This window comes from Bradyrhizobium sp. 170 (assembly GCF_023101085.1).
In the GTDB taxonomy this organism is placed as follows: Bacteria; Pseudomonadota; Alphaproteobacteria; order Rhizobiales; family Xanthobacteraceae; genus Bradyrhizobium.
On record NZ_CP064703.1, the window covers coordinates 6,842,206 to 6,868,213 of the forward strand.

Sequence of the window (26,008 nt, forward strand, 5' to 3'; positions counted from 1 at the left end):
TCAATTCTCAGGCGGCAACAGACGGACGGCGTCCGGCGAAATCGACAGTCCGATCCGTTCGCCAGCCTTGGCTTGAACCGTATTCGGCGCGTCGACGCTGAGCAATCTATTGGATGCACCACTGATGACCAGCCGTTGCCTATCACCAATGAAGCTCACGCTGTCGATAGTGCCCGAAAGCGACGCACTTCCGGCTGACGTCACGCGAATGGTTTCGGGGCGGATCATTGCAACCGCCGCCGGCATGTCCACGTCGCAGTGAATCGGCTGCCGTCCGCCCGGCAACATGAGATGACCGCCCTCTATGGCCGCTTCGACAATATTCGCGGCGCCAATGAATTCGGCGACAAAGCGGCTTCGCGGCGTGAAGTAGATCTCACGTGGCGTGCCGATCTGGGCAATCGCTCCCTTCTGCATGACGACGACACGATCACCGAGCTCCATGGCCTCGGACTGATCGTGGGTCACATAAATCGTGGTGATACCCAACGCGCGCAGCAGGCGATTCAGTTCGCCGCGCAGCCGGTCGCGCAATGCGGCATCAAGCGCCGTCAGCGGTTCATCGAGCAACAGGATGCCCGGCCGGATCGCAACCGCGCGCGCCAGCGCGACGCGCTGACGCTGACCGCCGGAAAGCTGGTCGATGCGGCGGTTCTCAAGGCCGGAGATATTTGTCAGCGCCACCAGTTCGGCGACGCGTGCCGCCCGCTCCTTGGCCGGTATCCCGCGGATCTTCAGACCATAGCCGATATTGTCCGATACGGTCATGTTAGGGAAAAGCGCGTAGGACTGGAACACCATGCCGACGTTACGCCGCTCGATCGGCACTGCCGTCATGTCCTTGCCGTCGAACAGCACCCTGCCGCCGGCATCGGGCACTTCGAGCCCCGCGATGATGCGCAGCATGGTAGTTTTGCCGCAGCCGGAGGGACCGAGCAGCACCAGCGTTTCACCACGGGCGATGTCAAGCGTCGCAGGTTCAAGCGCGCGCGTTCCGTCGGCAAACGTCTTGCCGCAGGCCTCGATATGCACCGAGGCGCCATGTCCGGCCTGCGCACTCATCTTTTCTGTTCCTTCTCGGCAAACAATTGCATGGCAACCAGCAGTGGAATGATCATCACGAAGAAGATCAACGTGTAGGCCGACGCCACTTCCAGCCGCATCGAGGCATAGCTGTCGGCAAGGCCAATCGGCAGCGTCTTGGTCAACGGCGTGTGGAGCATCCACGTGAGGTTGAATTCACCGAGCGACAGCGTCACCACCATCAGGCTGCCCGCCAATATCCCCGGCACCGCGTTGGGCACGATCACGTCGCGGAAACGCCGCCACGGCGATGCGCCGAGCGACGCTGCGCCTTCGTCCAGCGTCTTGATGTCGACGGTCGCGAACACAGCCATGACCGATCGTACCATGAAGGGCATGGTGAAGATGACATGACCCACGAGAATGAATAACCAGGAGCGGCGAAAATCGCCGAATCCCCCGTAGGTCAAGAGCAGCGCCAGCGCGATAGCCAGGCCAGGGATCGCCAACGGCAGGGTGATGATCTCTTCGACGATCCGCGACAGGCGCCCTCCCCGCACATGCAAGGCATAGGCGGCTGGAACGCCCACGGCGAGCGTTACTGCAAGCGTCGCAAATGCGACTACGAATGACAGCAGGATGGTGCCGGCATAGAGCTCCCATACCTGCACGACCCACTGCAGGGTCACGCCCGATTGGATGCCGCGGAAATAATTCACGGTCACGCCAGCGGAAATCGACAGGATCGCGGGCACCACCAGGAATGCGGCGACCAACAGTGTGAAAATGAGTTGGCCGGTGAAGATCAGGCGATCGCGCATGGTCTCATCCAGCCGCCGCAACGGCGCTTCCGCTAAAGGAGCGGGCAAGCGCAAGAATGAGCCAGGTGATGATGCCGAGCCCGACCGACAGCGCGGCCGAGATGGAGAAATTCGCAGCCAGCGTGAATTCGGTATAAATCAACATCGGCAGTACGTCGATGTTCGTTGCCAGCGTAAACGCCGTACCGAACGCGCCCATCGCGGTCGCGAAGGCAATGGCGCCGGAGGCAACGAAAGCCGGCGCCAGCGCCGGCAGCACGACATCGCGCTGCACCGCCCACGGGCCCGCGCCGAGCGAACGGGCGGCTTCTTCCAGGCCGACATCGAGCTTCTGTACCGCGGCCATAATGGTGAGAATGACGCGTGGGATGGAGAAATACAGATAGCCGAGAAACAGGCCATAGATCGAATAGGCAAAGACCAGCTTCTCGCCAAACAGGCGGTTGGAGAAATCGCCGATCAGGCCCTGTCGCCCGGCGAGGAGAATGATCAAGAAGCCGACCACCACGCCGGGAAACGCCAGCGGAAAGGTCAGCATCGCAATCAGACCGCGCGACCCGGGAAACGGTGCCGTTGCAGGAACATTCCAGCGATCGTCGCCACGATCAACGTCACAATGGTGGTCGCGGCGGCAAGCAGGATGGTGTTGACAAGCGTCGCACGGTAACGCGGCTCGGTCAGGATCGCGAGATATCCCGCGAGCCCCTGCGGACCTTCCGCGCCGGTCACGACAAGTCGTGCCATCGGCAAAAGAAAGAACGCCACCGTCACCACCGCAAGCGGCAGCAGGCAGAACCAGACAAAGGACCTATGTGACATCAGAAGATAGCGCCCCGGCGAGAGGCGCCATATTGCCTCAGCGAACCTCGGCGAGATAGCGGTCGACAAAGCCTTTTTGCACGTTTTCCATCTGGCCCCAGTCGACGTTCTTCGCGCGCGCATAGTCGCTGTCAGGCAGGAACTTCTTCTTCATCGCCTCAGGCAGCTCGATCGGCCGCGCCGGGCGGAGATAGGCGTTGGTCCAGATCGCCTGTCCCTTGTCGGACAAAAGATAATCCAGCACCTTCTTGGCCTTGTCCTTGTCGGGTGCGTTCTTGACGAGGCCGACGACGTAGGGGAACACCACCGATCCCTCGCAGGGGATCACGAATTCAAAATTGCCTTTTTCTGAGTATTTCGCGCGATAGGCGTTGAAATCATAGTCGAACAGAATCGGCATCTCGCCGGAGACAACGCGGGCGTAGGACGTCTGCTTGGGAACGATCGGATCGTTCTTCCGCAGATCCTTGAAGAAGTTGATCGCGGGATCGAAGTTTGCTTCGGAGCCGCCGAGCGCCAGATTGATCGCGACCGCGCCGACATACCCGACCGCAGCCGAGGACGGATCGAGATAGCCGACCATGCCCTTATAGTCGGGCTTCAGGAGATCCTTCCAGCAGGCCGGCACCGGCTTGCCGCCGAGCGCGTCCTTGTTCACGAACAGGCCAAGCGTGCCGGAATGAATCGTGGTCCAATAGCCGTCGGCATCTTTCAGGCCGGCAGGAACCTGGTCCCATTTCGCCGGCTTGTAAGGCTCAAGCGCATCCTGCGCTTTGGCTTTCATACCGAAGGTCACGCCGAAATAACCGATATCGCCGACGGGGTTGTTTTTCTCGGCGAGGATCTGAGCCAGCGCCTGGCCGGAATTCTTGTTGTCGTGCGGGATATCGTAGTTGAGATCGGCCTTGATCGCCTTGAGCATCGAAGCCCAGTCCGCCCATTCCGGCGGGCAATTGTAGCAGATGACGTCGGCCGCTTTGGCGGATTGCCAGGGCGCAGTCAGGGACAGCGCGAGCAAGGCAAGTACAAAACGGACGGTCTTCATGGGTCACTCCGGTTCAGGGCGGCAATTGACGATCTCATCACCAACCGGTGTGCAAGTATAGGCCGCGCATGAAGCTTTTGCGACAGGGCATTTTGCTATGCAGCAAATGTCTCCGGCAAACGCCACCCCTATTCAGCAATTTTGTCGGTCGGCGATTTCCGGTAGCATCCGGGGGACGAGAGGATACGCCCATGTACCAACCCTCAGGCGTGAAGACATCGCCCGCACTTCCCATTCCCGACCAGATGAAGGCCTGGGTGCTGGGCGACCCGGACCATCTGTTGCTGCTTGAAAAGCCGGTGCCCGTTCCGTCACGCGCCGAAGTCCTGATCCGGATCGATGCGGTTGCAATCTGTGCCACCGATCTCGAAATCATTCATTCGGGATCGCCGGCCAGTATTGAAGGCGGCCTGCCCTTCAACAAGAATTTCACGCCGGGCCACGAGTATATGGGCACGGTCGCCGCGCTCGGGCCCGACGTCGACGAATTCGAGATCGGAGAGCGGATCAGCGTGGAGATCCACGCCGGCTGCGGCCAGTGCAAGCGCTGCCGCCAGGGCATGTATACGTCATGTCTGAACTACGGGAAGCCGGAGAAGGGCCATCGCGCGAACGGCTTCACGACAGACGGCGGCTTTGCCGAATACGCCGTCAATCACATCAACACGCTGGCGCGAGTGCCCGACACCATGAGCGACGCCGAGGCGACGCTGGTGGTCACCGCGGGGACGTCGATGTATGGATTGACGGAGTTGGGAGGGTTGGTAGCCGGCGAGAGCGTTGTGGTGATCGGCCCGGGACCGATCGGACTACTCGCGGTGGCCGTTGCCAAGGCGCTCGGCGCCAGCCCGGTCATCCTGACCGGGACACGCAACAGACGACTGGCGATCGGCCGAGAGCTCGGCGCCGATCGGGTCGTCAACATCAACGACGAGGACGCGGTTGAGGTGGTCAGGCAACTCACCGGGGGCATCGGCGCGGACTATGTGGTCGAGTGCGCCGGCAATGAGGCGACGATCAACCAGGCCATTCACATGACCAATCGCGGCGGGAAAATTTGTCTCGCCGCGTTTCCACACGATCCAGTCACGATGGATCTCGCGCATCTCGTAAAGAACAATATCTATGCCTACGGAATTCGTGGTGAAGGCCGCAGCGCCACCCGCCGCGCCATGGCGCTGATGGCGGAGAAGCGCTTCGACGCGACGAAAATCCATACCCACACATTCCCGCTGGCTGACCTGCCGACTGCGCTGCGCTATGCCCGAGAGCGTATCGAGGATGCGATCAAGGTGGTTGTGACCAACCGGCAGGCGGGCGCGATCGCTAACGCCGCGGCCGAGTAACGCAATCGGGAGAGATCACCGGCCCTCGAATTTCGGCTCGCGCTTCTCCATGAACGCCTTGATACCTTCCTGCATGTCATGCGTTTTGAACAGCGGCAGGAGCTTGTCATAGAGGGATTCGTTGCACTCGGTCTTGATGGCGCGTTGGGCTTGGCCCATCTGAATGCTCGTTCTGTCTGATCGATCCTGTTGCGTCGTATTATATTCGCCCCAAGGCAGTCAGGATAACCTGAGGCGTCAGCGGAATTTCCGTGATGATTGTCCCAAACGGCCGGAGCGCGTCGTTGACCGCGTTGGTTACGGCCGCCGCCGCACCTGCCGTGCCGGCCTCGCCAGCGCCCTTCGCCCCCAGTTCCATTTCCACGGTTGGTGAAACCACATGCCCGACATCGATGTCTGGCATTTCACCGGACATCGGAACCAGATAATCGGCCATATTGGCGTTGGTGAGTTGGCCGCGTTCGTCATAAACGCATTTCTCAAACAATGCGGCACCAAGTCCCTGCACCACACCTCCCCTGATCTGCTCATCGACCAACTGTGGATTGATGATGGTGCCGCAATCCTCGACCACCCAATGCTTCAGCAGTTTCACGAAGCCGGTATCGGTATCGACCTCAAGCCAGGAAGCCTGAACGCCATTGGTGAAGGCAAAGGGGTAGTCACGCGGGACAAAGTGCCTGGTCGCCATAAACTCGGGCTGAATGCCGGGCGGCAGCGTATCGGGACGAAAATAGACAATGCGTGCGAGCTCGCTCAAATCGATCCGCGGCGTACCATCGACGGCATTCACGACACCATTGTTGACAATGTCGAGTTCCCCTGGCGTCGATTGCAGGACGGCGGCCGCTACGTCGAGGATGTTCTTGCGCAGTATCTTGGTGGCTTGAAGCGCGGCCTCTCCACCAATACCAGCGCCGCGCGAGGCCCAGGTGCCTCCGCCATACGGCGTATTGTCGGTATCGCCCAGGATCACGCGAACGCGGTCCATCGAGACGCCAAGCACGCTTCCGACGATCTGTGCGGTAAGCGATTCCGATCCCTGTCCCTGCTCTGTGATACTTGTCTGGCAGATCACTGACCCCTGCGCGTCGAGCCGCACCGCGACGCCATCCTGCGAGGATATCTTCGCACCGCCGACGCCATAAAACGCCGCACTGGGATTGGTAACCTCGATGAAGCTGGCGATACCTATGCCACGATGGATACTTTTCGCCCGCAGGGCGGTCTGCTCGGCGCGCAACGCGTCGTAGCCCATCATTTTGACGAGCTTGGCGAGCGCTGCATGGTGCGACAATTGCTCGAAGCGCAAACCTGACGGTGAAGCGCAGGGGTAAGCGTCATCGGCAATCAGATTGCGACGGCGGATCTCGATCGGGTCCATGCCGATCTTCATGGCCGCCAGATCGACCAGGCCTTCCGTCACCGAGCAGGCGATCGGATGGCCAACAGCGCGGTACTGGCACATCACGTTCTTGTTCTGGAACACGACACGGGCCCGGGCACGATAATTCCTCGTCACATAGGGACCACCGACGAGATTGACGACCTGATTGGCCTCGATCGCGCTGGTGCGCGGATACATCGAATAGGGTCCGATCCCCGTAAGGTCGTCGATCTCAAATGCCGTGATAGTGCCATCACGCCTGACGCCGATCTTTGCCTTGCAGCGATGGTCGCGGGCATGAATATCGGTGTTGAAGCTCTCGATCCGATCGGCGACGAATTTGACCGGACGCCGCAAGAGCTTGGACAGCGCGTAAGTCGCCATCTCGTCGGCATAGATGTGAACCTTGATGCCGAAGGAGCCGCCGACGTCCTTGCAGACCACGCGGACCTGTGATTCCTTCAAACCGAGATGGAGCGCCGCAATATTTTGCACCATATGCGGCGCCTGCGTACCTTGATAGATGGTCAGTCTCGCTTCCGCGGCGTTCCAGTCCGCTACCACCGCGCGCGGTTCGAGTGTCACGCCGGTGTGCCGTCCGAAAACGAACTCTGTCTCCACCACCTCGTCGGATTCGGCAAAGGCCCGATCGACGGTGCCCGCATCGTGATTGCGTTCAAAAGCCAGGTTGTCGCCAAGCGAGGCGTGAATCACGGTTGTGGCCGGATCAAGCGCGGTGCGCATGTCTGTTACGGCATCGAGTTCCTCATAGTCGACCAAGACGAACTCCGCGGCGTCCTCAGCCTGAGCGCGACTGCTCGCCACCACGGCGGCGACCGCTTCGCCCTGCCAGCACACGCGGTCAACGGCGATAGCGCTTTGCGGAGCGGATTTGAGGCCCTTCAAATGCGAGAGTACGCCGACCCACGGCGTAATGACAGCCGAGAGTTCCCTACCTGTGATGACGGCGATCACGCCGGGCATCTGCTTGGCCACTGACGCGTCGATGCCATTGATCTTTGCGTGCGCATGCGGCGAGCGCAGGAACACGACATGCGCCATTCGCGGCAGCTCCATGTCGCTGACGTAGAGCCCGCGTCCCTGCATCAGCCGCTCGAGGTTCGGCCGCGGCACTGTCTTGCCGATATAGGAGTTCGGCCGGTCCAGCGCAGAAAGCGTTTCAGGATTTGCCTGCTTCGATGTCATGGCAAGCGTCCGGCGCGCGCCCGCGCTGTGGTCTCGATGGCGTCGACGATGGCCTGATAACCTGTACAGCGACAATAGTTGCCGGAAAGATGTTCGCGAATCTGTTCTCGATCCGGACACGGCGATTGTTTCAGCAGATCCTGCGCCGCCATCAGCATTCCCGGCGTACAGAAGCCGCATTGCAGTGCGTTACGTTCCCGGAATGCAGACTGCAAATCCGCAATCTCGCCGCTGTCGGAGACCCCCTCGATCGTCTCAACCGTCGCATTGTGCGCCTGCACCGCAAGCAGCAGGCAGGAACGGACGATATCGCCATTGACGCGGACCGTGCATGCACCGCACACCCCGTGTTCGCAACCGACATGCGTGCCGGTCAGCTCAAGACGCTCGCGAAGAAAATCCGCCAAGTTCAGGCGCGGCAGTACACTCGCTTCAACACGTTCACCATTGACACTGAGCGAAATCGCAACCGCAGCCGTCACGCTGATACTCCCGCGTGGAGATCAGGGCGATCAAGCAGCGAAGATACGCAACGCGCCAACAGGACCTTCGCCAGATGCCGGCGCATGGCGGGTGTCGCCTGTTGATCCTCCAGGGGATCCAGCTCGTCATTCAATGCGGAAGACGCCTCGGACAACACCGTAGACGTAATGGCTACATCGACCAGTTTGCCGGCAGACCTGGCTAGTAACGGGCGATCGCCGACCGCAAAGAAACCAAGGCGAAGATCAGTAAACCGCCCATCCCTGACGAAGGCCTGCGCTGCGAGACCGACGATTGCGTAGTCGCCATGTCGACGGGCAAGCTCATGAAAGAAATGCGTCGAATTTTTTGGACTCACCGGCAGTTCAACGGCGACCAACAACTCCTCCGGCTTGAGCGCGGTTTCGTAGATCCCGACGAAAAATTGGCTTGCCGCAATCCGCCGCTCGCCGCTTGGCCCGCGAGCAACGATGGTAGCGCCAAGCGTGAGCATGCAGGCCGGCAGTTCGGAAGCCGGGTCTGCGTGCGCAAGGCTTCCCCCGATGGTGCCGCGGTTGCGGATTGCAGGATGGGCAACATGGGCGACCGCATCCGTCAGCAGGGGAACATGGGCTGCTATTTCCGGAGATTTCAGGAGGTCGGCGTGGCGCGTCAGCGCACCGATGGTGATGACGCCTGCCCTCACCACGATCCCACGCAACTCGGCCAACTCGCCGATATCGATAATGAGTTCGGGCGCGACCAGGCGCAGGTTCATCGCCGGCAGCAGGCTCTGGCCGCCCGATAACACCTTGGCCTTTTCGCCATGCGCGGTCAGCAATTCCAGCGCATTTGCGACGCTGGTCGCGCGGGCGTAAGCGAAAGCCGAGGCTTTCATTTCTGGCGTGACCTCTCCGGCCAATACTATCGGCATTTTCGCGGGATTAGACGGCTGAGACCGCCAAAGGTCAAGTTTGTTGTCGGGTGATTATTTCGACTTTGAGCTTGTTTTCGTGCGACGAACGACGCACGTTCTGTGCCAAACAAAAAGCCTGCCTTTGGGGAAGAGCAGACCATGAAGCTTGGGTTCTTTACGATGCCGATCCATCCCGTCGACAAGGATTGGCGGCTTTCGCTCAAGGAGGATCGCGAGGCTTTCCTGCTGGCGGATGAACTCGGCTTCACCGAAGCCTATGTCGGCGAGCACGTCACCGACAGAGCCGAGAACATTACGTCCTGCATCGCTTTCATCGCATGGCTCGCGGCGGCGACCAGGCAGATCAAGCTTGGCACCGGCACCATCAACATGCCGAATGCTCATCCGGCGGCGATTGCAGCCTCGATCGCGATGCTCGATCATATGCTCGACGGACGCCTGATCTTCGGCATCAGCCCCGGCGGCCTGCTGTCGGACGCTGAAGTATTCGGCAACCTCGAGGCGGACAGGAATGCCATGTTCCTGGAGGCGATCAATCAAGTGCTTCAGATCTGGGCGAGCGAGCCGCCCTACAATCTTCAGGGCCAGTTCTGGAACATATCGGTTCAGAAGACCCTGATCGAAGACATCGGCCAGGGCTTCATTCCGCGCCCACTGCAACGGCCGCACCCGCCGATCGTGGTCACGGCGGTGGCGCCGTTCTCAAAAGGCGTGACGGAAGCCGCCGCACGCGGCTGGGAGCCGATCTCGGCAAACTTCCTGATGCCGGCCTGGGTGAAAAGCCACTGGCCGAAATACGTCGAGGGCTGCGAACGCGCCGGCCGCCCTGCGGATTCGGCGAATTGGCGCGTTGCCAAGAGCGTGTTCGTCGCCAAGGACGCAGCCACCGCAAAGGCCTACGCCACCGATCCGAACGGACCCTATGTTTATTACTATCGCTCGCTGTTCACCAAGCTGAAGCGTGGTGGCCGCCTTGAATTGTTCAAGACGCGCCGCGATCAGCCCGACAACGAGGTGACGCTGGAGTCGATCTGCAACAAACTGATCATTCATGGCACGCCGGAGAGCGTGGCCGATCAACTGCTGGCTTTTCAGGAAGAGACCGGGCGTTTCGGCACCCTGCTCTATGCTGGCAAGGATTGGAAGGATCGCGAACTCGGACGCCAGTCAATGATCCTGATGGCCGAAAAGGTCGTGCCACGAGTCAATGCCAGTGCATCCAGCGGCTCCAAGGCCGCCGAATAGTCCATCGACACCAGGAAAGCTTGCCGTGGCGCTGAGCGATCGCATTCCCTATCAAGCACAAGTCGACCGACCGAAGCTTGCACTTCCCGGCGGAAAGAAGCTCGCGGTATGGGTCATTCTCAATGTCGAGGAATGGCGGATCGAGAGCGCCATGCCTCGCACCGTGCTGAGCCCGCCCATGGGTCAGCCGCTTTTGCCCGACGTGCCGAACTGGTCCTGGCATGAATACGGCATGCGCGCCGGCTTCTGGCGTCAGTTCACGGCACTGACCGACCGCAAAATACCGGTGACCCTGGCAATCAATGCCAATGTCTGCAATTCCTATCCGCGTGTCGCGTCAGCGGCGCTCGAAGCGGGATTCGAATTCATGGGCCACGGTTTCGTGCAGGGGCCGATGCACAAGGTCGAGAACCAGGCGGATGCCATCAAGCGCTCGGTCGAGACAATTTCGAAATTTGCAGGGAAGCCGCCACGGTCATGGGAAAGCCCCGGCCTCACGGAGACCGAGGAAACTCTTGATCTGCTTCGCCTCAACGGCATCGAGTATGTCGCGGACTGGGTGATCGACGATCTGCCGCAGGACATCGCCACGCCTCACGGTACCATAACCACAATTCCCTATTCGGTCGAAACCAACGATATCGTCATCCATGCGCTGCAGCATCTACCTTCCGAGCAATTCCTGAAACGCTGCACCGATCAGTTCGACCGGTTATATCTGGAAGGCGCATCGAACGCGCGGATCATGGCGATTTCAATTCACCCCTACATTACGGGCGTGCCGCATCGCATCAAGTATCTGGAGGCGCTGCTCGACTACGTCCTAGGTCACGATGGCGTCGCACTGATGACAGCCAGCGAGATCGGCGACTGGTATCGCGCAGAGATGGCAAAGCATTAAGTTGCATATCTGCCGCAAGGCAGCGGACGATCCTGCGGGATTCGGCGATCCGCTCACGAGGACTTGTTGCAGTCCCCGGCAATAAACCGGCCGAAGCTGCCACGCGCAAACAGTAGCGGTTCCTGCCGATTATAGGTGTAGGCCTCGACAGCGCCCAGGAAGATGATGTGGTCGCCGCCGTAATACCGATTGGCCGCGCGGCATTGGAAATTGGCGACGCTGTCGGTCAGCACCGGCGCGTTGCCAAGCCCCGGCGTCCAGCTCACGCCGGCGAACTTGTCGTCCGACGATTTTGCAAACCGAGACGCAAGTGCTTCTTGGGAAGCTCCGAGAACATTGACCGTGAAATGACTGGCATTCTGGAAGATCGTGAGTCCCTGAGAAAACATCCCCAGACTCCACAATACCAGCGGCGGATTGAGCGACACCGAGGCAAAGGAATTGCAGGTCACGCCATACGGCCTTCCATCCGCCGCCATCGCCGTGACGATGGTGACGCCTGTGGCGAAGGTGCCAAGTGCATTGCGAAAGTCCCGGGGATCGATCGCCGAGTTGTCACTGGCAAACTCGTTGGCCGGATCGGCTGGATGTTTGGGTGCGTCAGACATCCGCCAAGCCTCAGAGCGTCAGATTTTCGGACGGCAGGCCAAGCGCCACGCGTCCATAATTGGTTCCTGCCGCATCGAAATTGAATGCGAGGTGCGAATTCACCGCGTGGGCGTCGCGGAACTGCCGCTGCAGCGCGCCTGACGTAAACAGGCTGCGCGCACCGCTTGCCGCGAACAACAACGAGACCGCCTCGGTGCAAAGCTTCACCGCGAACGCACCATCGCGCCGCAGCCTCGTCTTTGCCACGAGGTCGGGAACGTAGCCCCGCCTTGCGTCAGCCATCGCATCGACGCAGTTCGTGCGCATGACGAGGCGGGCCGCGTCGATCTTGGCGGAGGCCTCTGCGATCTTGATTTGGGTCGTCTGCAGGTCGCTCAGTTTGGCACGATTGTAGGTCGAGGCTCGATGCCGCGCGAATTCGACGTAGTCGTTCAGGCAGGCTTGCGCATTACCCAAGCCAACACCCGACAACACGTAAGGGAAGAGAGAGAATACCGGCAGCGCATACAGCGCGTTTGGGTTGACCATGCTTCCCGGCGTCGGTCCGCCGGTCAGTTCGCTGACCGCGACGGTCATTTTCTCCGCTACAAAGGCATCCTCGACCCATACGTCGTTCGATCCGGTACCGCACAATCCCGTCGCATTCCAGGTGTCGTTGATCTTGTACTCGCTCCTGTTGAGCAGGAATATACGGTATTCGATGCCGTCAGCCTCATCTTCGGAAGACACCACGCCGGCAAGCATGTTCCAGTCGCAAGACTCGACGCCCGAGCAGAACGGCCAGTGACCACGAAGGACATATCCCCCATCCGCCTTTCTCGCGCGACCGGCCGGAAAGATGAAAGACGACGCGATCAGCGCATCGGCATTCCTGCCCCAGACGGCGTCCTGCGCCTGCCGGTCGAACATACCCAGCATCCAGTGATGGCTGGCAAGATTGGCGAAGTTCCACGCCACGGAAGCGTCTGCCTGCCCCAGCGCGTCGGCGCAATCGACCAGAGCGACATAGTCAAGCTCGGCCCCTCCAACGCGTTTGGGTTGCACGATTCGGAACAATCCGGCGTTATGCAAATCGCGCTCGGTCTCCGGCGGCAGGCGCCGAAGCTCCTCCGTCCTTGAAGCACGATCGCGCAATTCCGGAATCAAGGCCTTAGCACGCGCAACCATGGCGACATAGCTGTCCGCGCCCGGCCCCGCGGGCGAACCTGCATCCGGCTTTCCACCGTCTCCAGCCATGTGTTTCCTCGCCTGCCCGTTGCTTTGCGCCACCCGAGCTTTGCCAGTCTACCGGCTGACCGCCAATGATCAAGGCGCACGGGGGGCATGGCTACTCCGCCACAAGGCGCTGGTCCCCAAAACGCAAAAAAAGCCCGGTGGCCATAAGGCCACCGGGCGAGTAGAGCAATTTGAGGTACGCAACGGACGAGCCGCTATTTTACGCCCCAGGATTTTTGGGACTGAACAGGTGATAGCCTGTGCGAATGAAGTTGTAGGCCGAGAAGACTTGTTGTCCGCACCTCTTATTATTTCGAATCGCTCGCATCAAATTTGCGGGTACGCACGAAGAGTATGACGGCATAAACGCGGGACTGTGTGATGATGGACGTAAAGCCTATCCACAATGAACAGGATTACGACTGGCCGTCCGCGAAGTAACTCGTTATTTTGAGGCCGAGCCCGCGCCTGGAACCGCCGATGGCGACCGTTTCGAGGTTCTGTCTACACTCATCAAGGAGTACGAAGGCAAGCACTTCGCAACGCGCCACGGCGATCCCGTAGACGTCTTGCATTTCGCGATCGAATCCATGGGCAAGTCGCAAGCCCAACTCGCTAACTTGATTGGGCGAAATAGTGCTTCTAAAATATTAAACTGGATTCGGCCCTAACATTGGAAATGATCCGCGCCATTAGCAAGGAATGGAACATTCCAATTGGCGTCTTAATGGCTCAGTACAGGTTAGCCCGCGCGCAGGGGTAGCTTACATGCCCCGCTTTCGACATGGTTTGCTTGCCCGCATCCCTCGTTTCGTCGTTCGATTTCGCCAGACGAGGCATTGAAGACGTGGCGCATTATCAATGCGACGACCGGAGTGCAGGCTACGGACATCGCAATGCTATTGTCACTCCTGTCAACCTCGCAATTCCGATAGAGCGTGGCCTCAAGGTCGATTACCGCACGATGTGGGAGTTCGTCCACGCTGAGAAGCTCAGTTACAAAAAAAGACGCTGATTGCCGCCGAACAGGACCGTCCCGACGTTGCCCGTCGCCGGGCGCAGTGGGCCAAGTATCAGGATCGGATTGATCCCTCCCGCCTGGTGTTCATCGATAAGACCTGGACCAAAACCAATATGGCGCCGCTACGGGGCTGGGCGCCGCACGGTCAACGCATCAAAGCCAAGGTGCCGCACGGCCGCTGGCAGACCATGACCTTCATGGCCGCTTTGCGCCACGATCGCATCACCGCTCCGTGGTTCATCGAGGGGCCGATCAACGGCGAAGCCTTCCTTCTCTACATCGAGAAGGTTCTGGTCCCGACCCTGCAGCCCGGCGACATCGTCATCATGGACAATCTCGGCTCGCACAAGGCCAACGCCGTGCGTCGCGCCATCCGTGCCGCCGGCGCCCGGCTCTTCTACCTGCCCAAATACTCGCCCGACCTGAACCCGATCGAGCAGTTCTTCGCCAAGTTCAAACACTGGCTGCGCAAGGCCGCACAGCGAACCACCGAGGCCGTCTATGATGCTATCGCTCCGATCCTCAACACCGTCTCACCAGCCGAATGCGCCAATTACTTCGCCAACGCTGGATATGACCAAACCTAAACTCATCCCGCTCTAGCCTGTGGTCATTTCTTGACCAAGCCTTGGCAATGCCACAACCTCTCGATGAAAGCGGTTCTCCACATCCCTACATTGATTCCAACTTCGGCTCGTAAAGAGTGCTGACAGAAATGTTTCATGAAGGAGAATGCATCGATGCGCCATATGCTGATGCTTCAGGTTCGGGCGCTGGCCTAAGTGAACGTCTGATTTTATGCCGCGCGCTGCCTCTGATTTGATACCGCGACGGATATTTTTTATACTGCATTTTTTCGGCCACGGACTTGTTCGTGAGCTAGGTGGTGTGGACTCTAAGGATTCCCTTTTAGGGGCAAATCAGATTCAAGACTGCTTTTGGGGAGGCAGTCTTGGGTGTGATGGATCGGTTGGTTTTGAGCGACGCGGCGTGGGAGCGGATGGCCCCGCTGATCATAGGCCGGCCAGACCAGAAGGGTTCGACCGGCCGCGACAACCGGATGTTCGTGGAGGGCGTGCTTTGGATCGTGCGCACCGGCTCTCCCTGGCGTGATCTTCCAGAGGCGTTTGGAGATTGGAACAGCGTGTTCCGACGCTTCAGTCGATGGAGCATCAAAGGTGTCTGGTGGCGGATCTTCGAGGCGATGTCCGATGATCCGGACTTCGAATATCTGATCGTCGATTCCACCATCGTTCGGGCGCATCAGCACGCCGGCGGGGCCAAAAAAGGGGGTCTGAAGATCAAGCGGAAGATCAAGCGATCGGCCGCTCGCGCGGGGGCCTGAGCACCAAGATACATCTGGCCGTTCGCGGCTTGGGATGTCCCGTGCGGTTCACGCTTACCGCAGGTCAGAGGGGCGATGCACCGCAAGCTGCCGCATTGATCGAGGGACTACCCGCCGAGGTCGTCATGGCCGATACAGCCTATGATGCCGATCACTTGCGCCAAGCCATCGCTGCCAAGGGCGCGATCGCCGTCATCCCCAATAACCCTTCACGTGCGCTCAAATATCCGCTCGACAAGCATCTCTATGCCCAGCGCCATCTGGTCGAATGCTGCTTCTCAAAGCTCAAGCAGTTCCGCCGCGTCGCAACCCGCTTCGAAAAGACCGCCCGAATTTATCGGGCCGTCGTTACTCTCGCCGCCATCGTCCTATGGCTCCGCTAAATGTCCACACCACCTAGAGCTGCTGCCCATCGCGCAAGGCAGAGTTATCTCCGGCGGGCAGTTTAAGCGGACCGGCAGAAGGCTCGTGCCAGCGCCCACCGAGGTATATCCGACCATGGCGCCATGGCGCCATGGTCCAGCGCCCATGAATCTAGGTAATGCTGCCTCCAGCTTGATCGGAATTCCACTGGGTAAGCAAAGCTGACCTCCGTGGGTGTGTCCGCATAACATGAGATCGAATCTGGCGCTCATCGCTCGATCGTAAACTTCCGTCGTGTGCGCCAATAAAATCGAAAAGGCATCTGAAGGAATTTGCGACGCGGCTTTCTCAATGTCGTCTGCCCGATAGAAATGCGGGTCGTCAACGCCGGCCAGGAAAATACGTTGTCCATCACGAACAATTGGTTCGCACTCGTTGAACAGCATGCAGATCCCCATGGCTTCCATCGAAGGGGCCATACGGATGCTGTCGTGGTTACCAAGCACCCCATAAACTGGCCCCTTCAATTGGGCCTGCAGTTCATCAATGATTTCTAGACTTTTTTCGAATGGACCATATGTCTTGCCGCGATAGTCGCCGGTTAAGACGCAAATGTCGTATTGAAGGCCACCGACCACGCTAACCAGATGCCGCATCGCGCCTACACTTATGTCGGCATGCAGATCGCTGATGTGAAGGATGGTGAAATTGTCAAATGCCGGGGGAAGATTGGCGAAAGCCACGCTATGTTTTTTGACAACGACGTGGTCAGCGTTTCGACGCGCACGACCATAAAATCCAGTCAGCTTCAGCGCAGTTCTTACAATCGACGGCGCTGCGTACCAGTTTTCAAGATTGAAAAAGATCAGCCCTGTCCAAACAGCTGGGCTTCATGCTCGACTTCGATTTTCAGTCGCCGCTCAACATGTTCTGAGCCAATTCGCTCAATCAGATCTTGCAGAGATGTTCCGGTCGCAACGTTCGAAGTAGGATCCAAATTCTAGTCTCTCCAGTTGGAGGCCGCTCCAAACAAAAGCATGAATGGCATGATAGGTCCATTGTAGTCGACCCGGCCGGCGCGCTATTTCAGGCCATGGCTTGGATTGAGGCAGGCTAATTGGAAGTGGTCGGTTGGCCGGTAAGCTCTGCCGATGTCCGCTTTACCCACGGTAGCAGACCCAGCAGAGCGCTGGTTCGACGTCCGCTAAGTGCCAGTTCCGGACATTTGGGAAGTTGCCGACGACCCGCACCGATCGTGTCGCGCGAAAAAGGATTGGATCGACCCGGCTACGCGAGCTTCGGCATCGGCTTCGTGACCTCGCGGGCATGTTCGATGAAGAGTTGCGCGAGCGCACGAACCATCCAGCCCCAACCCAGCTCGCGTGTCAGCCTAATCATCACCTTGCTGGCGCCGCTCAAGTCAAATAGTCAGCCCGGCCGTAGGGCCGAGCTTTGGTTTATCGAGAAAAGTTGGCGGGGCTCTTAGGTGGACAACAGATCGATGACCCGCATGATCGCGACGCTGCTGCCTGCATTCTCGTTATTCTCTGGGAGACCTTTGTTGCAGCTCCACACGTCACCCTTCTTAACTGTGAAATCCTTACCCGGACCTTGGTTGACCACCAATTCGCCCTCGAGGCAATGGCAGACCATGTCGTTTGCCATACCGGGATTCGTCGATTTGGATTTCGGTTGATACACTACGTCGCGCATCGAGACGGTCTTGTACGCGGGGATCATCGACTCACGCTTACCCAAGTCAACCCGCCTCACGCCGGGAGCGATTTCCGTACCCTGATTCGGCACATAGGGTTGAGCCACAGCACTTTTCGCCATGACGACCGCCGATGTGGCGGCGAGGCCGAAAGCAAGCGCGAATCTTCTGTCGACATCTTTCATTGCGATCCTCCTATGGAGTTGCCTCTTCCACATGCGCAATGCGCGCGCAGACGTGCGAATTGCACATGCTGCTAGGACTGGCAAAATGAAGAGTGCCGGTCGATTGCTCCAGTTCCCTGCGAGCCTTGCGATCAAGTACAATCAAGTCGTTTCCCATGCCGCGAGTGAATCATGTTCGCGACAAGTTGGGATTCAAATGTCAGTGACAGAACACTAGACCGTCTTGTTTGGTGACTACCTCTCACACTGACTTTGCCTTTGTGAAGTTAGCGCGATTAGAGACCGATGCTTTGGTGAGAGAGCCCCCGGGCAACTTCTCATAGCCTGCCGAAAGGCACTTGTCTTTGCCGGACAAGGAGTTGATTAGCTTGGATGCATGAGAATGCAGACGAAATGCCCATTGGAACTCGCGTCACGATGAGCGAGCTTGGATCCGTTCGTTGCCCCCGCCTCGCCGGAAAGATAGGCACAGTTGTGGGTAGAGGCATTTATAGAAACAGCATTACGGTGCTGTTCGATGGAAATAGGACAACTAGCTCATTGCATCGGGACTATCTCGCCCCAGCGCAAACGTCCGGTTGAGGCCTTGGAATCGCCAGGCGTCGATCATCAGGGCTGACTGGCGTCGTGCCGTCGGGGGTCGCACTTGCGTTGCTGCAAGGCCGGTGCCGTCACCGGCCAAGACGTGAGCCCGAGTCGCGCTAGTAACATCAGGCCGCCTGACAAGCCGACAAGTCACGACGACGGTATGCGAACGGAGTGCTCGCGCGGGTTCAAGACTGTTCGGGCCCGACAGTTACCACCATCACTCCGTCGATCCGAATTAAGAAGGTCATGGTTGGCAGCTCGGATGCTGGCGCAACGCCAACTGCGTGCTCGAACGCCTCAATCTCCTTCTGCGCTGCCGGCCGCGTATTAAGCGTTGAATCAGCGGAGCAAACCGAAACTCCATTCGACTTGAGGGCCATCAGATCTGCCCTCAGGTCGGCATCGCTACAAATTTCCAACGCTTCTGCAAAGTCGACTGTTTCAAAGGCAAGTACCGGCAGTCCGTCGATTTCAAGAACAAAAATCGGAAGTCGACCGTCCGACGCCAACAAAGGTTCTCGCGCTGACACCAATAACTCCTCGATCACACGGTCAAGGGACGCTGCCGACAACGATCACGGCCGGGACAGCCCAAAGCCACAGCTGTTAAATTCACGGTGGTTAGAATACCATGCTGATGACCGCGACGATGAACGGCGCGGTCACCAACAGGCACGGCCAAGGGCCGGAACATCAAGCGGCGATGGTGGTCGCGGCGATTTTTTTCTTGAGAGCTTCGCAGACCGTGCGAACTTCGGATGTCATCAGCGAGCACTCCTCGATCTGCAAGAAGTAGCGCTTGCCTTGATCGCGATAGTTTGCCGCCAACTCCTTGATCTCGTTCACCACGGAGTGAACGCCAGCAACCGTTGCCTCGCACTTCTTGGCAGCCTCTGTCAGTTCAGCACCGAGCGCTTCGATCTCTTTTACAGCCGCATCGTATTCGCGAACAACGGCTTCGGCGGAAAGTTTGCCGACCTGATTGACGCCTTCCTTGTGCTCGACGTAATCGGGCATGGGGCCTTTCGGTAGCGGATGGTCGACGTTGGGAACGATGTGGATCGGAGGTAGTGCGGGATGGCTGATTTGGATCAAGTCACCAATATCGCGTTCAATGTCGTCGGTTTTCGATAGAGGGGAACGGGCGAGAAGTTCATCTGTGAAACTCATTTAGCAATGCTCCAAAACTGTTGCAGGGCTAACGAAGGTCCTAACGGTCAAGCAAAATATTCTCGTTGTCCACCGCTGATATCGGCGCCTATGTATTGTACTTGATATTGGAACCGTCGCATTTCGGACCTAATTAACGCGCACGGCGTGGGAGGTCACTAGTCACGGCCAATGCGTGACGTGACGAGATGGGTTAGTGGCGTTTCCGCTGCGAGTTTACAGCGAGCGGATGCGAACAACTCGCCACTCAAATGTCGGGATATCCGATTGAGGTCCGGGAGAGTGACGGCCCATCCTCAGGGTGTCTGCGACTTTCTGACACTTCTCGATCTTCTTTGAACGACGCCCATAGTCTTTTCACCAATCCCTCGAACGATCGCGCGACTATGCGAGGAGTCAATGTAAACGGGGTTTCGAATAACAGCTCTCCAGTGCGCAAACCCAACGAGGCCCGCCCGACACCTATGTCGTGGGCTTCTTCCTGCTCGTAGATCAAAACGGAGAGCGCCGGATTGCTCTTCACCAAACGTTTGGCCTCGTTGACGGCGGACATTGCGCCGACGGCGAAGCGGCCGCGCACGCTGAGCGCGATCAAACTGTCAAAGATCGGCTCCCGGTCCTTGCAGAAGAGCAGCTTGTAGTCATACGAGCCGACGCCGAAGTCGAAGGCGCGATAGTTCTGATCCGCAAAATGATCGATGACATCGCGCATGAGGATCAGGCCGGGGCTGAATTTCGCATTCTGCGACATGGTGTAGGTGTTGAACATCATGGAAAAGCGGTGGCCGTCCGAGACACCGGCGAAGATCGCGATCACTTCCTCGTCGCATTCGAGCGCATGGATTTCTATCGCGCGGCCAGCCGAGTTATGCAGGCAGCGCGGATGAATTCCTGCACGCCCGGTTCGGCGAATACGTTTGGTAGCTTTCGCTGGGCCATTCGTTGCGGCTTGACTTGGAAGAACCAGTCGAGCAGACGGGTGATGTCGACGTCATCAGACGCGATGTGATAGCGGTAGCCGGCAAGCGGCTGCAGTTTGCGCTCCTTGCGCTGTAGCCGGCGGCGGAGGGATTTGCTGATCAGGCTCTCGGCTGTTGCGCCGGATTCGATCGTGCGTACTGGGCAATGACTGGTCGAGGGCCCATGAGGCAGAAGCCGCAGCGGGTTCTGCAGATCCCACCAGTAAGTCGGCTGGCAGCGTAGCGTCAGCACGTCGGCTTCGTCGCGCGCTGCGAGCAGCGCCATCAGCGAGTGGAGATCACGTTCAGTTGCCGTCCCCGCGAATTCGCGGTCCCACAGGCCCATGTTGAAGGTTGAATGGTTGCCACCCATGAAGCTCGCGCAACGCACGCCGAGGGCTGTTTGCAACACGAGCGGCAGCAGGACCAGCGGTCTGGCGTCGTCATCACGGGCGATCACGAGAAACGGCGAAAGCCCCGCGCGCTCACCGACCTGGCGCTGCCAGGCAGCGAGAAAATCGAACCGTTGGTAGGGTGTAGCGGAATGGTTCGGACTCTCAAGACTGCGCCAGACCGTTTCAGCGGCGGCGAGATCGTGGACGATCTCGACGCTTGCGACGCGCCTTGATCGCGACAACGCAATTGCTTGCGTCGTCCGGCTTTCGATAGCGGTCGCGATCCTGCGGGGGCCGTCCCATAATTCCACGGCCAGCCCGTAGCTGGCGAGGTGCCTGGCGCGTTCCTTTGCAGCTTCATCACTTAGCGACGATAGGCGCGCGCGGTTGATGATATGGCCTTCATTGTCGAGGATGAATACTATGTAGTTGTGGTGCACGGATGCACCCCGGGCGCTCCAGTTCCTCACGTGATCCATCCACCAAAAAGCTACGCAACGTGCTTATTCAGCACGCTCGGTCAATTTGTCGCAAGAGGTTTGTCGCAAGAGATAAGCGGGGAATTGGAGCTACCTATTTGGGTTATGGGGCAGCTACCATCACATGGCATACTGGAAGCCGTCACTGCGAGGCTTTGCCCCTCGCCACCCGAAAGTGCATCCAGCCAAGAAAAAAGAGCAGCACAGGAGGTCCCAAGACGATCGCTGGATAGACGGCTTTCGGGATCGCAGAAGCCCGTGGGGCGGCGGATGGAAAATCGCACAAAGGCCCCTTGCTCTTCGACGGCCCACAGTCACTCTCGTACTTGGCCCCAAACCGCAGCGGCCGCGCGCTCGTATGCGCGCGCATCTGCATCTCGCTTCCAAATAAGGATGGCTATCGGGCCCGCAACACAGCCCCAAAGCATAGAAAGAACGATCCAAAGCAGCAGGCGTCTCGCCGGGTTCATGGTCCCCTCGACCAAAGAATGGCGGATTGCGTTGGGAGATGCCAGGCGACGCTTCCCGCCCAAACCGCGCGCCCGCCGTCGGACCCGAACCCTTCCGCAACCTGATCGCGGGCGCAAGTACTTTTCCGCGCGCGGTGCAAAAGCAGACATCGTGGAGGTCCAAGAAGGGTCAATAGTGGAAGTAGAGATCATCGCCGATTAACAAGCATGTCCGTTAATCGCGTTAGTTTTCAGAGGGGCGGCTTGTGCGTAGCCCTTGGAATTACCGTCCGACAACATCCAGCAGCGCAAGAGATTCAGATATGTCTCATTGGAAAGGCGGACATTGTATCCGCCTGGCCGCCTCGATCGCCGACCAACGAAGCAACAGCTCTGACGATACGGTAACGGCCCGAGGGTGAGGATTAGCGCACTGACCATGGCCATGCCAATAACGGTTGCGGTTTCTTGGCTTGCGACCGCTCCGCGGTTGGCGCCGGCTTTTGCGTCTGGGCGACATTGGCCGGCTGCCGCGGACGCGGCAGTGGTATGTCGGGCATCACCTTTGGCTCTTCGGGGCTCACCTTTGGTGCCGCTTCGAGCATCGCCTTTGGCTCTGAAGCGTTGGCGACGACCTGGGCGAGTTGTTCCTGGCTCGCGCTGAGTCGCTCGGTGAGCATCTGGCTTTCGCGCGCCATCTCGATCTGGTCCGCCTTGATCTGGTCGATGATACTGTTGTTGCGCGCGCTTTCATCCCGGCTCGCCTTGAGTTGGCTCGCGAGACTTTCATTGTCGCGAACCAATTGTTCTTGCCTCACCTTGAGCTGTTCGACTGTTTGGCTCAAGGCAGCGATGTCGTGCGCGATCGGTTGAAACTGCTGCGCCAACTCGGAATGCAGGGCAACGACAGTCGGCACGACGTCTTTCGACGCGGCGACGTCCGGCGCGGCGTATGTCAGACGTGCTGGGTCTGCGGGGGCCATTATCGCCGGATCAACGGAGGATGACCACCACGAGGCAGCGACACCAACGGATGCTGCCAACAGAGAACCGACGAAAGCCACATAGCGCCAACCTGCCAATCGAGGAATCGCTGCCAGGAGGGCGCGAGACGTCTTAATACTGGTCGGCGGGATTCTGGTCGGCCGGGCCGAAGGGCTGACTCCCGCTTCGCGCGCCAGGTTCGAAAGCTGCTCCTCCAGGCTCGCGACCTGTCCCTCCGCGACCTTGTCGTCCAGCATGGAATTCATTTGGTGCTCCGTATCAAATGCATTGGCATCCACCTGAGAGCGATCCGCGCATCCGCGCTACGGTGAGCTAACATTCAATGGAACGCAGATGGTTCTTGAGCCTGCGACGCTTCTCAGCACATGGGCATGCAGCTGCACGTCAATCGTCTTTTTTAATAGCTCGCTAGTGGTCTTTTAAAGCAGCCGAGAAGGCGGAACTATGTTCACGGTCGGAGAACTACGGAAGGAACCCTGACCTGTCGGGAGAACGCGGATTCGTCACACGGTTCCTTGCCCCGTGTGGGTCCGTCCGGAGCGCTGCATTTTCCTAACGACATAACGTGGCCAAACCGCGCGCCACGAAAAGCCCCAACCACACGGTGCCGAGCGCGCACGCAATGCACCGACCTTCGCTACGTCCGGCTGATGGAGGATGCTGGCCACTGGCTTCCACAAGAGCGGCCGGCCGAGGTCAACGCGGCGCTGCTTGAATTTCTGCACGGCCTTCCGGCAACATGACGAGCGGAAGCCTACCGCTCAAGGAGACGCCGCCAACTTCCGTTTCGGGGTCAATCGCGTCACTTTGAGAGCGCGCCGCGAACTTCTGCTCTTCTCCGATCAGCGGACATCGCCGACGGGTGCGTCAGGTCCGAAAAGTGCCATGGGACTAAACCGCTCGCGCGGTAGGGCACTGCGGCGGGAGGCACAGCCAAGGCGATAGCGCAACGGGACGTCCTGTCTTGAGATCGAGGGGTTTCGACAACCTCACTCAAGACAGGAGCATCCCCATGACCGACGAGGCCATGAGCCCTTTACGGCGGCGCATGATCGAAGACATGACGATCCGCAAGTTAGCGCCAAAGACCCAACAAGGCTACATCCGCACCATCAGGGACTTTGCTGCATTCCTCGGCCGATCGCCCGACACGGCGAGCTTCGAGGACGTCCGGCGCTTTCAACTGCATCTGGCGGCGAACGGCGCGCACATCCCGATTCTCAATCATACCGTAGCTGCGTTGCGGTTCTTCTTCAGGATCACGCTCAGGCGCTCCGATATCATCGAGCACACCACATTCCTCCACGAGCCCCGCAAGCTGCCGGTCGTGCTCAGCCCAGAGGAGGTGGCGCGGCTGTTGGATGCCGCGCCGGGCCTCAAGTACAAGGCGGCGCTGAGTGTGGCTTACGGCGCAGGTTTGCGCGCCGCCGAGGTGATCTCGCTCAAGATCGGCGACATCGACAGCAAGCGCATGGTGATCCGCGTCGAACAAGGCAAAAGCCGCAAAGACCGCTACGTGATGCTGTCTCCGCATCTGCTCGAGTTGCTGCGTGCCTGGTGGAAGACAGCACGACCGCAGGGCTGGTTGTTTCCTGGCCGCGACCGCGTGCAGCCGATGACTACGCGCCAGCTCAATCGCGCCTGCCATACCGCAGCCGAGAGGGCCGAGATCGACAAGCGCGTGTCGCTCCACACCTTGCGGCACAGCTTCGCCACCCATCTGCTTGAGCAGAACATCGATATCCGGGTGATCCAGGTGCTGCTCGGGCACGCCAAGCTCGACACCACGGCGCTCTATACCCGCGTCGCCACCAAGACGATCCAACAAGTCATGAGCCCGCTGGAGCATATCGCCCGCAAGATCGAGAGGGTCGAGCCACCGGCCTAAAGCGCGGCTCGCGTGCCGCGTCCGGCACTGGAGGTCGCGGATATCTTCCGCGATCATGGACCGGCATGGCGCAGCGCCAACGCCGGCCATCTGAGCCTTGGCCAGTTGAAGGTAATGTCGGCGATCGAGAACTGCCGCACCGCGGCGCTCGGCGGCCATGTCGCGCGCTGCGAGAAGTGCGCGCACACCAAGATCTCGTACAACTCTTGCCGTAATCGGCACTGCCCGAAGTGCCAAGGCGCGGCGGCAAAGGACTGGCTGGCCGCGCGCGAGGCCGATCTGCTGCCGGTGCCGTACTATCATGTGGTGTTCACGCTGCCGGCAGCCATCGCCGACATCGCCTACCAGAACAAGGCGGTGGTCTACGATCTCTTGTTCAAGGCCTCGGCCGAGACCCTGGCCACGATCGCCGCCGACCCCAGGCACCTCGGCGCCCGCGTCGGCATCACCTCGGTTCTCCATACCTGGGGTTCAGCCATGACCCACCACCCGCACGTCCACATGATCGTGCCGGGCGGCGGCGTCTCGCCCGACGGCCAGCGCTGGGTGTCCTGCCGACCTGGCTTCTTCCTCCCCGTCCGCGTGCTCTCGCGCCTGTTCCGGCGGCTGTTCCTGGAGAAGCTGATCGCGGCCCACAACACCGGCCATCTGAAGTTCTTCGGCGATCATGCCGCTCTCGCCGACCCGCGGGCGTTCGCGGCGTATCTGGCACCGCTACGCCGAGCCGAATGGGTGGTCTATGCCAAGCGCCCGTTCGGCGGGCCACAGGCCGTGCTGGCCTATCTGTCGCGCTATACCCATCGCGTCGCCATCGCCAACAGCCGACTGATCGCCTGTGACCGCACCGGTGTCACCTTCCGGTGGAAAGACTATCGTGCCAATGGTCGCGATCGCCAGAAGCTCATGACACTCCCAACCGGCGAGTTTATCCGCCGCTTCCTCATCCACGTTCTGCCGCACGGCTTTCACCGCATCCGCCACTACGGCCTTTTGGCCAGCGGCACGCGCGCCGACAACATCGCCCGAGCGCGTGAGTTGCTCGCCGTCTCAAACTCCCAGGCCGAGCCCACCGGTGCCGCCGCCGATCCCGGCAAGCCGATTTGTCCATGCTGCGGCGGTCGCATGATCATCATCGAGGTCTTCGCGCGCGGTGCAACGCCACGGCATCGGCCGACAGCTTCACCTACCGCAATCAAGATCGACACCTCATGACCGCGTCACACCCCCGCAAATCTGATCGTCGCACTAGTTGCCTCTCGACCGGCCACGGTAGAACGCGCTCAGATATCCAGCCGTCGTCTCAAATCGTCCGACACTTCACTGCGGTCGATGCGACCCGCCCCTCATCCAGCAGCCGTTTCACCGTCCACCGGCCTGCTGGAGCGCCTCGACTCCATTCACACACCTCATCCGCGGCACTCAAATCCCCAT

General features: G+C 59.5%; 18 protein-coding genes and 5 pseudogenes. 7 read left to right on the forward strand and 16 right to left on the reverse strand.

Features of this window, described 5'->3' with window-relative positions; translation table 11 throughout:
• From IVB05_RS31985 to IVB05_RS32000, 4 genes and pseudogenes are all read right to left on the reverse strand, one after another.
• Window positions 1-1,062, reverse strand: a complete 1,062-nt coding sequence (locus IVB05_RS31985; RefSeq protein ID WP_247780009.1) for an ABC transporter ATP-binding protein — start codon at window positions 1,060-1,062, stop codon at window positions 1-3.
• Window positions 1,059-1,844: an ABC transporter permease subunit gene (locus tag IVB05_RS31990; protein ID WP_247516070.1), complete on the reverse strand. Its 786-nt coding sequence runs from the start codon at window positions 1,842-1,844 to the stop codon at window positions 1,059-1,061. Before IVB05_RS31990 ends, IVB05_RS31985 begins: the two co-directional genes overlap by 4 nt.
• Before the next feature lie 4 nt (window positions 1,845-1,848).
• A pseudogene (locus tag IVB05_RS31995) lies at window positions 1,849-2,663 on the reverse strand (ABC transporter permease).
• A 37-nt stretch (window positions 2,664-2,700) separates the two neighbouring features.
• Window positions 2,701-3,708 carry an ABC transporter substrate-binding protein gene (locus IVB05_RS32000; protein ID WP_247780010.1) on the reverse strand — a complete coding sequence of 336 codons (1,008 nt, stop codon included), beginning with the start codon at window positions 3,706-3,708 and terminating at the stop codon, window positions 2,701-2,703.
• Window positions 3,709-3,899: 191 nt separating this feature from the next.
• Here IVB05_RS32000 and IVB05_RS32005 point away from each other — a divergent pair, with 191 nt between their 5' ends.
• A complete protein-coding gene (locus IVB05_RS32005; RefSeq protein WP_247780011.1) occupies window positions 3,900-5,054 on the forward strand; it encodes a zinc-binding dehydrogenase in 1,155 nt (384 codons plus the stop codon).
• Window positions 5,055-5,069: 15 nt separating this feature from the next.
• On the opposite strand, the pseudogene IVB05_RS32010 reads toward IVB05_RS32005, so the two are convergent.
• The 4 genes and pseudogenes from IVB05_RS32010 to IVB05_RS32025 all read right to left on the reverse strand — a co-directional run.
• Window positions 5,070-5,168: pseudogene (locus tag IVB05_RS32010) on the reverse strand (enoyl-CoA hydratase/isomerase family protein); the annotation flags it as partial.
• 85 nt (window positions 5,169-5,253) lie between these two features.
• On the reverse strand, window positions 5,254-7,647 hold the full coding sequence (locus IVB05_RS32015; protein ID WP_247780013.1) for a xanthine dehydrogenase family protein molybdopterin-binding subunit: 2,394 nt from the start codon (window positions 7,645-7,647) through the stop codon (window positions 5,254-5,256).
• Complete coding sequence (locus IVB05_RS32020; RefSeq protein ID WP_247780014.1) at window positions 7,644-8,129, reverse strand: (2Fe-2S)-binding protein; 486 nt, start codon at window positions 8,127-8,129, stop codon at window positions 7,644-7,646. Before IVB05_RS32020 ends, IVB05_RS32015 begins: the two co-directional genes overlap by 4 nt.
• Window positions 8,126-9,007 (reverse strand): xanthine dehydrogenase family protein subunit M, encoded by an 882-nt coding sequence (locus IVB05_RS32025; RefSeq protein ID WP_247780015.1) that lies wholly within the window; start codon window positions 9,005-9,007, stop codon window positions 8,126-8,128. The genes IVB05_RS32020 and IVB05_RS32025 overlap by 4 nt, the downstream gene beginning before the upstream one ends.
• A gap of 177 nt (window positions 9,008-9,184) precedes the next feature.
• Here IVB05_RS32025 and IVB05_RS32030 point away from each other — a divergent pair, with 177 nt between their 5' ends.
• Together IVB05_RS32030 and IVB05_RS32035 are read left to right on the forward strand one after the other, a co-directional pair.
• Window positions 9,185-10,291 (forward strand): LLM class flavin-dependent oxidoreductase, encoded by a 1,107-nt coding sequence (locus IVB05_RS32030; protein ID WP_247780016.1) that lies wholly within the window; start codon window positions 9,185-9,187, stop codon window positions 10,289-10,291.
• A 25-nt stretch (window positions 10,292-10,316) separates the two neighbouring features.
• On the forward strand, window positions 10,317-11,192 hold the full coding sequence (locus IVB05_RS32035) for a polysaccharide deacetylase family protein (protein ID WP_247780017.1): 876 nt from the start codon (window positions 10,317-10,319) through the stop codon (window positions 11,190-11,192).
• Between the two features lie 53 nt (window positions 11,193-11,245).
• Here the strand turns inward: IVB05_RS32035 and IVB05_RS32040 are convergent, their stop codons facing one another.
• Together IVB05_RS32040 and IVB05_RS32045 are read right to left on the reverse strand one after the other, a co-directional pair.
• Entirely contained in the window at window positions 11,246-11,800 is a 555-nt protein-coding gene (locus IVB05_RS32040; RefSeq protein WP_247780018.1) for a flavin reductase family protein, read from the reverse strand.
• Window positions 11,801-11,810: 10 nt separating this feature from the next.
• Window positions 11,811-13,037 (reverse strand): acyl-CoA dehydrogenase family protein, encoded by a 1,227-nt coding sequence (locus tag IVB05_RS32045; protein ID WP_247780019.1) that lies wholly within the window; start codon window positions 13,035-13,037, stop codon window positions 11,811-11,813.
• A gap of 916 nt (window positions 13,038-13,953) precedes the next feature.
• Here IVB05_RS32045 and IVB05_RS32050 point away from each other — a divergent pair.
• Both IVB05_RS32050 and IVB05_RS32055 read left to right on the forward strand, forming a co-directional pair.
• Window positions 13,954-14,624, forward strand: a pseudogene (locus IVB05_RS32050) (IS630 family transposase); the annotation flags it as partial.
• 413 nt (window positions 14,625-15,037) lie between these two features.
• Window positions 15,038-15,765, forward strand: a pseudogene (locus tag IVB05_RS32055) (IS5 family transposase).
• Here IVB05_RS32055 and IVB05_RS32060 read toward each other — a convergent pair.
• The 6 genes and pseudogenes from IVB05_RS32060 to IVB05_RS32085 all read right to left on the reverse strand — a co-directional run bounded on the left by IVB05_RS32060 (window position 15,751) and on the right by IVB05_RS32085 (window position 22,934).
• Window positions 15,751-16,488 (reverse strand): metallophosphoesterase, encoded by a 738-nt coding sequence (locus IVB05_RS32060; RefSeq protein WP_247780020.1) that lies wholly within the window; start codon window positions 16,486-16,488, stop codon window positions 15,751-15,753. The pseudogene IVB05_RS32055 and the gene IVB05_RS32060 overlap by 15 nt on opposite strands.
• Window positions 16,489-17,227: 739 nt before the next feature.
• Window positions 17,228-17,644 carry a cupin domain-containing protein gene (locus IVB05_RS32065; protein WP_247780021.1) on the reverse strand — a complete coding sequence of 139 codons (417 nt, stop codon included), beginning with the start codon at window positions 17,642-17,644 and terminating at the stop codon, window positions 17,228-17,230.
• A gap of 773 nt (window positions 17,645-18,417) precedes the next feature.
• On the reverse strand, window positions 18,418-18,762 hold the full coding sequence (locus IVB05_RS32070; protein WP_247780022.1) for a hypothetical protein: 345 nt from the start codon (window positions 18,760-18,762) through the stop codon (window positions 18,418-18,420).
• A gap of 163 nt (window positions 18,763-18,925) precedes the next feature.
• On the reverse strand, window positions 18,926-19,402 hold the full coding sequence (locus IVB05_RS32075; protein ID WP_247780023.1) for a hypothetical protein: 477 nt from the start codon (window positions 19,400-19,402) through the stop codon (window positions 18,926-18,928).
• Window positions 19,403-19,913: 511 nt separating this feature from the next.
• A pseudogene (locus IVB05_RS32080) lies at window positions 19,914-21,040 on the reverse strand (GNAT family N-acetyltransferase); the annotation flags it as partial.
• A 1,069-nt stretch (window positions 21,041-22,109) separates the two neighbouring features.
• Window positions 22,110-22,934: a hypothetical protein gene (locus tag IVB05_RS32085; protein ID WP_247780024.1), complete on the reverse strand. Its 825-nt coding sequence runs from the start codon at window positions 22,932-22,934 to the stop codon at window positions 22,110-22,112.
• A 767-nt stretch (window positions 22,935-23,701) separates the two neighbouring features.
• Between IVB05_RS32085 and IVB05_RS32090 the strand changes: the two genes are divergently transcribed.
• Window positions 23,702-24,577, forward strand: a complete 876-nt coding sequence (locus IVB05_RS32090) for a site-specific integrase (protein ID WP_247778957.1) — start codon at window positions 23,702-23,704, stop codon at window positions 24,575-24,577.
• A gap of 12 nt (window positions 24,578-24,589) precedes the next feature.
• A complete protein-coding gene (locus tag IVB05_RS32095; RefSeq protein ID WP_247778958.1) occupies window positions 24,590-25,789 on the forward strand; it encodes an IS91 family transposase in 1,200 nt (399 codons plus the stop codon).
• Window positions 25,790-26,008 lie beyond the last annotated feature (219 nt).

Excerpts from the sequence above, each read along its gene's own strand:
- IVB05_RS32090 (WP_247778957.1), top strand. The coding sequence starts at position 23,702 with ATGACCGACGAGGCCATGAGCCCTTTACGGCGGCGCATGATCGAAGAC.
- IVB05_RS32030 (WP_247780016.1), top strand. The coding sequence starts at position 9,185 with ATGAAGCTTGGGTTCTTTACGATGCCGATCCATCCCGTCGACAAGGAT.
- IVB05_RS31985 (WP_247780009.1), bottom strand. The coding sequence starts at position 1,062 with ATGAGTGCGCAGGCCGGACATGGCGCCTCGGTGCATATCGAGGCCTGC.
- IVB05_RS32075 (WP_247780023.1), bottom strand. The coding sequence starts at position 19,402 with ATGAGTTTCACAGATGAACTTCTCGCCCGTTCCCCTCTATCGAAAACC.
- IVB05_RS32085 (WP_247780024.1), bottom strand. The coding sequence starts at position 22,934 with ATGAATTCCATGCTGGACGACAAGGTCGCGGAGGGACAGGTCGCGAGC.
- IVB05_RS32045 (WP_247780019.1), bottom strand. The coding sequence starts at position 13,037 with ATGGCTGGAGACGGTGGAAAGCCGGATGCAGGTTCGCCCGCGGGGCCG.
- IVB05_RS32000 (WP_247780010.1), bottom strand. The coding sequence starts at position 3,708 with ATGAAGACCGTCCGTTTTGTACTTGCCTTGCTCGCGCTGTCCCTGACT.
- IVB05_RS32025 (WP_247780015.1), bottom strand. The coding sequence starts at position 9,007 with ATGAAAGCCTCGGCTTTCGCTTACGCCCGCGCGACCAGCGTCGCAAAT.
- IVB05_RS32015 (WP_247780013.1), bottom strand. The coding sequence starts at position 7,647 with ATGACATCGAAGCAGGCAAATCCTGAAACGCTTTCTGCGCTGGACCGG.
- IVB05_RS32005 (WP_247780011.1), top strand. The coding sequence starts at position 3,900 with ATGTACCAACCCTCAGGCGTGAAGACATCGCCCGCACTTCCCATTCCC.
- IVB05_RS31990 (WP_247516070.1), bottom strand. The coding sequence starts at position 1,844 with ATGCGCGATCGCCTGATCTTCACCGGCCAACTCATTTTCACACTGTTG.
- IVB05_RS32040 (WP_247780018.1), bottom strand. The coding sequence starts at position 11,800 with ATGTCTGACGCACCCAAACATCCAGCCGATCCGGCCAACGAGTTTGCC.
- IVB05_RS32065 (WP_247780021.1), bottom strand. The coding sequence starts at position 17,644 with ATGAAAGATGTCGACAGAAGATTCGCGCTTGCTTTCGGCCTCGCCGCC.